This is a genomic window from Robertmurraya korlensis NBRC 107688 (assembly GCF_001591645.1).
Taxonomy (GTDB): Bacteria; Bacillota; Bacilli; order Bacillales; family Cytobacillaceae; genus Robertmurraya_A.
This window is the reverse complement of sequence record NZ_BCVH01000044.1, coordinates 1-8,214: the sequence shown is the minus strand read 5'-3', so window position 1 is coordinate 8,214 and position 8,214 is coordinate 1. Positions and strand designations below refer to the sequence as shown.

The 8,214-nt window shown below is 33.9% G+C and carries 6 protein-coding genes and 2 pseudogenes; 2 read left to right on the top strand and 6 right to left on the bottom strand.

The features are described 5' to 3' along the window. The first annotated feature begins 513 nt into the window (after nucleotides 1-513). A complete protein-coding gene (locus BKO01S_RS23380; RefSeq protein WP_066060151.1) occupies nucleotides 514-1,548 on the top strand; it encodes a DUF3231 family protein in 1,035 nt (344 codons plus the stop codon). A 531-nt stretch (nucleotides 1,549-2,079) separates the two neighbouring features. Here BKO01S_RS23380 and BKO01S_RS23375 read toward each other — a convergent pair. From BKO01S_RS23375 to BKO01S_RS23360, 4 genes are all read right to left on the bottom strand, one after another. Then, nucleotides 2,080-3,102 (bottom strand): DUF3231 family protein, encoded by a 1,023-nt coding sequence (locus BKO01S_RS23375; RefSeq protein WP_066060148.1) that lies wholly within the window; start codon nucleotides 3,100-3,102, stop codon nucleotides 2,080-2,082. 171 nt (nucleotides 3,103-3,273) lie between these two features. Next, nucleotides 3,274-3,774, bottom strand: coding sequence for a hypothetical protein (locus tag BKO01S_RS23370; protein ID WP_066060145.1), 501 nt, complete (start codon nucleotides 3,772-3,774; stop codon nucleotides 3,274-3,276). Then, complete coding sequence (locus BKO01S_RS23365) at nucleotides 3,749-3,943, bottom strand: DUF3231 family protein (protein ID WP_066060143.1); 195 nt, start codon at nucleotides 3,941-3,943, stop codon at nucleotides 3,749-3,751. Before BKO01S_RS23365 ends, BKO01S_RS23370 begins: the two co-directional genes overlap by 26 nt. Nucleotides 3,944-3,985: 42 nt before the next feature. Then, a complete protein-coding gene (locus tag BKO01S_RS23360; protein WP_066060141.1) occupies nucleotides 3,986-4,444 on the bottom strand; it encodes a hypothetical protein in 459 nt (152 codons plus the stop codon). 832 nt (nucleotides 4,445-5,276) lie between these two features. On the opposite strand from BKO01S_RS23360, the pseudogene BKO01S_RS23355 reads away from it, so the two are divergent. Continuing rightward, nucleotides 5,277-6,516, top strand: a pseudogene (locus BKO01S_RS23355) (IS110 family RNA-guided transposase). Between the two features lie 277 nt (nucleotides 6,517-6,793). On the opposite strand, the pseudogene BKO01S_RS24930 reads toward BKO01S_RS23355, so the two are convergent. Further along, nucleotides 6,794-7,633, bottom strand: a pseudogene (locus tag BKO01S_RS24930) (AraC family transcriptional regulator). 220 nt (nucleotides 7,634-7,853) lie between these two features. Then, on the bottom strand, nucleotides 7,854-7,988 hold the full coding sequence (locus BKO01S_RS25100) for a hypothetical protein (protein WP_269748573.1): 135 nt from the start codon (nucleotides 7,986-7,988) through the stop codon (nucleotides 7,854-7,856). Nucleotides 7,989-8,214 lie beyond the last annotated feature (226 nt).

Genomic DNA, 8,214 nt, shown 5'->3' with positions numbered 1-8,214 from the left:
AGTCCTTAATGATTTCGCTATTTTATGTGAACTCTCCCTTCCACTTAAGTAACGGTTAACTGCTTGTAATTTATCTTCTGCAGTAAATTTAGCCATAGAAAAACTGCACCTTAATTGTTAGTAATGTCTAACAATTGGGGTGCAGTTCAAACTATAGGTGAGTCATAACAATGAAGTGTTAATTATAATAAATAGGATAGAATTACAGGGAAAGAATCCCTGTAATTCTATCCTTTTTTTATTTTTTTATTCAACTAAAGCCCCCATTATTGCAATAAGCAACCTAAAGTCCAACAATAATAGGTCTGCCTATTATATGATAGATATTTTTAATTTTCCAAAGGGTAACGTTCTTTTGGTTATTATATTGGGAAAAGAGTTAAGTCGACAATGGCGGTACTAGACTGTTAAAAAAGCATTGAGGAATGTGTAAAAATGAATAATGTTTGGAGTTAAATAACATCATAAAAAGATGGAAAAGGTTTAGGCAATATAAAGGAGGTCAGGGTTAGGGTGACAAATAAGGATGAAAAAGTATTGACAGAACATAACATTCCGCTTACTGCTTCAGAAATGGGTTTTCTCTGGACGCAATATATAAACGATAGCTTAGCTGTTTGTGTAATGAAGTATTTTAAAAGCATCTGTGAAGATAATGAAATCCTTCCCTTAATAGAAAATTCATTAAGTATAGCAGAAAATGACATCAAAATTATTACAGAGATTTTTACTAAAGAAAATCATCCGATACCAATCGGCTTTACAGATGAAGATGTTAATGTGAATGCACCAAGGTTATTTTCCGACATATTTATCCTTATGTATATACAAAAATTGGAGATACTTGCAATGGCGAGTGTTGGAGTAGCAATTGGTGTTTCAGCACGTTCTGATGTAAGTAACTTTTTTAGAAATTTACTTATTTCCGTTTCTGAATTACACGATAAGTCAAGAAAAGTCATGTTATCGAAAGGTGTATATGTCCGACCAGCTCAAATACCTAGTCCTGATAAGGTTGATTTTATAGACAAACAAGGTTTTCTTTTCGATTTTTTAGGTTCTCATAAACGTCCATTAACAGCTATTGAAATCACACATCTTTTTATCAATATTCAAACAAATGCAATGGGTAAAGCACTGATGATGGCATTTGCACAAGTTTGTAAGAATGAAGATATCAGGCAATTCTTTATAGAAGGTAAGGGGATTTCTAATAAGCACATTAAGAAATTTGGTTCAACTTTAACTAACGAAGATATTCCCGCACCAATGAGTTGGGATTCACACGTAACGGATAGTACGGTTTCCCCATTTTCCGACAAGTTAATGATGTTTCATACAACTGCATTAATTGCTGTAGGAATAGGAAATTACGGTACGGCCGCAGGAACATGCCAACGAATGGACTTAAGTGCTACATATACAAGACTTTCTGCAGAAATTGCTTTGTTTGCTGAAGATGGGGCAAACATAATGATTAAACATGCATTTCTAGAAGAACCAGCAAAGGCGATCGACCATAAAGCACTTTTCAAAAAAAAGAAGTAGCGTCCTGTACGAACGGGTACAAAAAAGGAGCATAGACGAAGAAACTTAATAACACAATTCAGTATTTCAAACCCTAGCTTCTTAAAAAAGATAGGGGTTTTTCCTTGTTTGAATATCAAAATCTTTGATAAATTCAGTTAACTCAATTAACAATCATGATTACAATTCATAAACTCTAAAAACAATAAAAAACTTTGTTGATTTATCAATTTTATTAAACCATCTCCACTGTACAATCACACTAGAGAGAAGATATATGATATTTTTTAGGTAACTTCTGAGCCATATATGTTTTACCAATACCATTTACAGAACTTATTAAAATAATCATATATTACTCCTATCTAATTATAAAAATTCTTTTATAAGTTGATTATTTGCTTCTTGAGCTAACCTGCTTCTATTGTTAAATATGCAAAAGGCACCCCTAATTTAAGGAATGCCCCCTACTCTTCACAATATATCAAACGAAATCATAATGTTATTTAAAAAAGTCCTTACTGTTAAATGCAGAAGGACTTTAATTGTGATTTACAATTTATTCTTTTTTCTTATTAATTCATCTCTATCGGATGCCATTGGAGGCTGTTCCAACCATCCATTTTTAATCATGATATTAGCTCCATCTTCAGAATACATCTGGACTTCTAAGGATAGCCTGTTATACATTGCACTTATATCTCCTCTAGGACTTTGACTAACAGCTGTACCATAATAGCCCACGCTCAAAGAAATCAAACCACTTGTGTAGAACATCATCAGTTTATCAGAAAAAGTATGGGATGTACTATTTGTTATTTCTGAATCCCAACCCATAGGTGCCGGAAGTTTACTTTCCTCTAGTTTATCTCTAAATAATCTAATATGTTTATTCCCAACTTCTAAACCCTTTAAAAAGAATTGTTTTACATCCTTATCCTTTGCAACCTGACTAAAGCCAGTAAGGGTAGCTACTCCCAAGGCATTTCTTTGTAGATTCGCATATAAATTATCGACTTCGGAAGCGACTAATGGTCTTTTTTCTCCGAACACATCTAACATAAACCATTGCTTTTTTACAAATTCAACCTCCTCTAAATCAGGCAGGCTAGGAGACCTAATAAACAATCCTTTAGACAATAATAATTCAGTTGACTTATCATATAATTGCATTGTTTCTGTTAGACAATCCATGTAATAGGATCTAATATCACTTCTTACAGATGTTCCAACACTACCAGAATAAGCTGTAAGTCCAACCTTAGACATATGGTTTATAAAATTTAGTACAAAACTGTCTGAATAAAGTCTAGGAGCATTTAAATCTACATCCTCTTTAATACTAAAACCATATGGAACTTCATTTTTTTCCTCTGTTAGTATTGCTGTAATCTTTTGAATATGTGACTTTGATATTTCTAAAGCAAATTCAATTATAGGCTTAATTTCAATATCCTCAGCTTTCTCCAGAAAAAATGTAAGAACACATATGCTAGAGCTATCATTTAAGTATTGAATCCAAAGTTGACCAATTTCACCCGCTGTTAGCCTAATCTGTTTCCCTTTTTCATCCATTGGTAACCTCCAAAATAATTATACTAAAAATATCTTCCCTTGAAATTACCTAAAGTATGTATTATTTACCTCTCTTCAGATACCGTACCATTATTAATATTTTATAGTATGAACCTCATATATTCCTTATAAAATAGACATTCAAAAAAGATAAACGAAGCCAATATTCGCTTATCCTTGAAACAATATTAATATTTTTTTTAAAGAAAAACCTACTGCTAATCCAGGAATTACACACAACATCGGAAACCACAATGTCCCCAACAAAAAACCAAACACTTTTACTTCTGATGAATATATAATACCAACTGTTACAAAATAGGACGAGCAAACAAAAGGAAGGTAGGAAAAGGGTTCCTTTCCGCCGCCTGCGTCCTTAATAGCATCCCACATGGCAAAAAAATATAAACAAGGATAAAACATTAACCATTGATAATTGGTCTGACTAATAGCTTCATTTATTTGTCCATTAAAACTCAATTCAATCAATTCATTAAAGTTCGCGTTTACATTGATCAAAAACTCAAGGAAAACAAAAATAATCCCCTTAATAAGTCGTCCATTTAATATTTGGGAAAAACCAGGTAAAGCTATACTCCACAGAATACTCTCAATTAACTTATCTCTATTTTCCCCTTTATTTACATCAAGATTTTTTTGCCAATTCTTCATGATTTGTCCCCAGTGGAGGCTGCTCCATCCATTCTTTCTCCAGAAGTAGATTCATACCATCTTCAGCTAGCCCTCCTATTTCAATATTCATTTTTGCATATTTAGTTGATAAACCTCTTCTTTTATCACAATGCCATTGCCTCTCCATACTATGTGAAATATCTTCCATTATTATAGCCTCCTATAATTTTGCAGTTGATTTAACCCATGTTTACCTTTGCTCCTTAACAAATTGAAATCCATATAATAATAAAGATTTAAGAAAGAATAACATGGATAATTGGTATTTTTTTAAACGGACTAATGATGCTATCCCTATTTTTTTAAACAAATCTACCAAGAAGTAAGTAAACACCGAATCAACGATAAGATTTATAATGATGTATCTTATAAATTTGCCGTAAGTCCACTTTAGTATCCACATAGAACCAATAAAAAATGGTCCCCACAACAAGAGAACGATCCCTGATAATTTAGGATGCAGCTTTTCATACCACCACCACCATTTTCTTTTCTTTGCAATTAAATCTTCTATGGTTACAATCATAGTTATAAATAACCCTGCTGGTAAAAACCTTTTAATTTCCCTTTTCCCTAATAGTGGGATTGAAAACCAAGAGAAAATCATCATCAGCACTAATAATAACTTTGAATACCTCATAATCCTCATCGAATAACCTCCTAATAAAGGCACTGAGTTTAGCATCACCTGAAATAGTAAAAATATGTAAATGATAATCAACACAAAATCCATCTAAAAGAGCGACTAATACCATATTTAGTTATATTCGCCCTTTAATCCTCACCTTACAATAAAACATGGAAATTAATGGTAATAGCGCTTAATCCCAAAAGTATTTTATGAGCTTTTTATTAATCTAAGAATGATTATATTTATTCAAGTCGATTAGTAAAATCCTTCTTCCACAAACCTGCTTCTTTTGTTGAAGAAGGATGTTTGCTAAGGTCGATTAGTGTTAATAGAAGTTTTGCGTACTTTCCTGAAAAATAAAAACCACCTCATCCCTTTGATACCAACGGATTGAGACGGTTTAGATAAAATCACCAAGTAATGTTAAAAGGATACATGCGATCAACCGAAGTACAAAAAGCGAGTAGTTAAAGAGAATATAACTATAGGTGAATCATAACAATAAAGTGTTATATATAATAGAAATAGGATAGATGAACAGGCAAAAAAAACCCTGTAATTCTATCCTTTTTTTATTTTTTTATTCAACTAAAGCCCCCGTTCGTAATATAAGGTTAGCCAGATTTTTCTGGTTGACCTTTTTCTATATGGTCATATGATTACGGTAGTCGGGGTAGAACGTCGCCCCCGTGGGACTTGATTCCGTTAGATAAACTGTTCACCCCCTACTTGTATAAACATGTTTCAGGCTGGTTGGGACAAAAGAACCCGTTTAACAAGCGAACCTATGACATTACAAGAAGCCTTTAGGGGATACCGACTAATTTGATTTTCTAGGAGGAGAAAACTTATGAATCCAGTCATTGGTCTGGATGTATCAAAAGGAGAAAGCCAGGTTCAAGCATTTTTAGATAAAGGCAAACCTTATCGTAAGAGCTTTAGTGTCAAACACACCACTGAAGGACTAAGTAGTTTATTAGAGTACCTTAAAGAAGTTGAGAGTTCAGCTGGTGGTTATCAACCTTCGGTCGTTTTAGAATCTACTGGACACTACCATATTCCTGTCACTCAATTCCTTGAGGAGCAAAAGTATGTTTATATTGTTGTGAATCCTCTTATCTCACACAGAGCAAAGAGTTCAAGTTTACGAAAGGTTAAAACTGATGCAGTTGATGCCTACCACCTTTGTGAGTTGTTTTATAAAGAGGAGTTAGAGCCTTATAAAAAACGTGGGATACAACTCTTAAACCTTCGTAATTTAACGAGACAACAGGATAGTATTGCAGAAATTTCAGCAAAAACTAAGTTACAGCTACACTCACTAATAGACCAAGTATTCCCTGAGTATAGAGGGGTATTTGGAAGCTTGTATTCGAAAGTATCATTGCTTACTCTACTTGCATTTCCAACTTCTGAAGCTGTCTTGAATGTGAGTGAAAAAGAATTAACCGAGAAAATCGCTTCGTTATGTAAAATGTCGATCAGATACATGGGCTGGTGAAAGAGCACAGAAATTAAGAGAAGCAGCCCTTCGGAATCCGTCTCAAAATACCTTATACCAGAGTCATATTTTCAACCTTGAAATGTTAGTTAAGATTGTTCTTCAATACCAAGAGCACCTATCTAGAATTGCAGATGAAATAGATGCTCTCGCTAAAGAAATTGAAGAATATCATATACTCCAGTCTATCCCAGGAATCGGAGAAAAAATCGCTGCCACGATTATTTCCGAAGTTGGTGAAATAGAACGGTTTAATGATGCCAAAAAGCTCGTTGCATTCGCTGGAGTTGACCCAAGTGTTTACTCTTCTGGTAAGTTTACTGCATCAGTGAATCGAATAACCAAACGAGGTTCTTGTAGGCTTCGTCATGCCTTGTATATGGCTGTACAAAGTGGTATTCGTGATGCGCGCAAAAAGAAAACGACTGAAGAGATCATCCCACGTAATAAAAGACTAAGAGAGTTTTACGATAAAAAACGCGAAGAAGGAAAACCCTTTAGAGTAGCAGTTATTGCATGTGTTAATAAGCTCTTACATTGGATCTATGCTTTACTAAAAAGCAGAACTACTTTCCAAGATATAGCTTAAGATCTATATCTAACTAAATACAACAAAACCTTCCAATTACAAGATAGAGGAAGGTTATTTGGCATGAACATTTTTAGTATATCAGGGTGTTAAAAATCTTTTTATTGAAAAATGTTGACAAACTATTAGCTGGTTTACTTTAAGTGTACTTTTTCACAATCTTACTTACTAATTTAAGTTATGCAAATTATAATGTAGAAATGGAATAGGAGCCTTCATAATTGCTTGAAGTTCCCTTCTTGTACGTTTGATTCCCTTTCCCTAATTATTAATATATTTATTTAGGAATTACAGGAACCCAAAGTTCGTTTCTAGGTTTATGCTTTGGTGGATAATAACATTCGATACAAGGTATATTCGCAAGTTCATATCCAGAAGTTGGAACCCATTCTGTATATAATCGCTTCCAAGCATTCGTTATACCTGGAAAAACAGCCCAGGTATTGTGATTAATATAGAGCGTTTCCATTTCACTTGGAACCACTCCATCATATCGGACACCCATAAAGTATGTAAATTCCTCATCCATAATGGCTGCCTCTTTTCCACAAACACCCAAAAGACATTCAAGTGTGCATTTTGGTTCTTCCCAGGACCTATCAACCAATTGTTGCATAAATCCATCTTTTTTTGCACCACTCCAAAGCGTAGGAATTGTTTTAAAGTCTCTACTTGTTTTAACTACCTTACCTTTTCCTACAACTTTTAAATCAAAATCAAGATTCTCAATTCGATACTCCATTTCGGTATCCCCTTTTATCGAAATTTGAAAGGAAATTCTTGGATTTTTAACTGTACCCCTTGATTCCGAGCTTCCGAAGGTTTGATTCCAAGTGTCTTTTGAAAAGCACGGGAAAAAGAATCAGCGGACTCATAGCCATATTTATAGGCTACGTCTATAATTCGGATGTCACTTCTTTGAATATCAAATGCAGCAAGTGTGAGGCGTCTCCGTCTAATATTCAGATAGGGATATTCCTGAAATTGATGAAAACATCCTTGGAAAGTGATACTCGGAACTATGAGCTATTTGTGCAATTTTTTTATAATTTATATCTTCCTCCAGATTGTTTTCAATGTAATCCAAAGCACTATTCATTCTATCTATCCAATCCATATTTCCTCTCCTTCCACTTATTAATTTAAAGGAAAAGGTATTTATTTGTCCGACATTTAATGCACAAATATGTCGGATTCTATCTTTATTATTGACTTAATTCTATTACCTTTGATAAATTTCCTTCTTTTGCTAAACTGCCCTTTTTGTGGAAGAAAAAAAAGACCGCAGCAGCGATCTCTTCTTTAACTCTTGTCCCCGTTACTTTAAGTACAGCTCTTCACAATCTTTTATCATTTCGGTCTCTTTTTTTACTCTTTTCATATTTTCCCAAATATACAAAGAAAGCTAAAAGTGCGACACCACCCAATACCCCACCTATAATTTGAATATATTGTGTTGTATCCCAATCCATAATTGTATCCCTCCAAGTTAACTGAATTCCAAAAAATTACCATCCTTTAACTATTCTATCCACAAATAACAAATCCTTCTTACACTAGTCGAGTAGAAGAGAACCTCTCTACCTTGCGGTAGATTGTGTTCTCCCCCCTCACAGAACCGTGCTTGCGCTATTAACGCACACGGCTCCTCCTAGTTATCATTTACAGAATATAACTAATCTCTTCTCTAAGTTCATA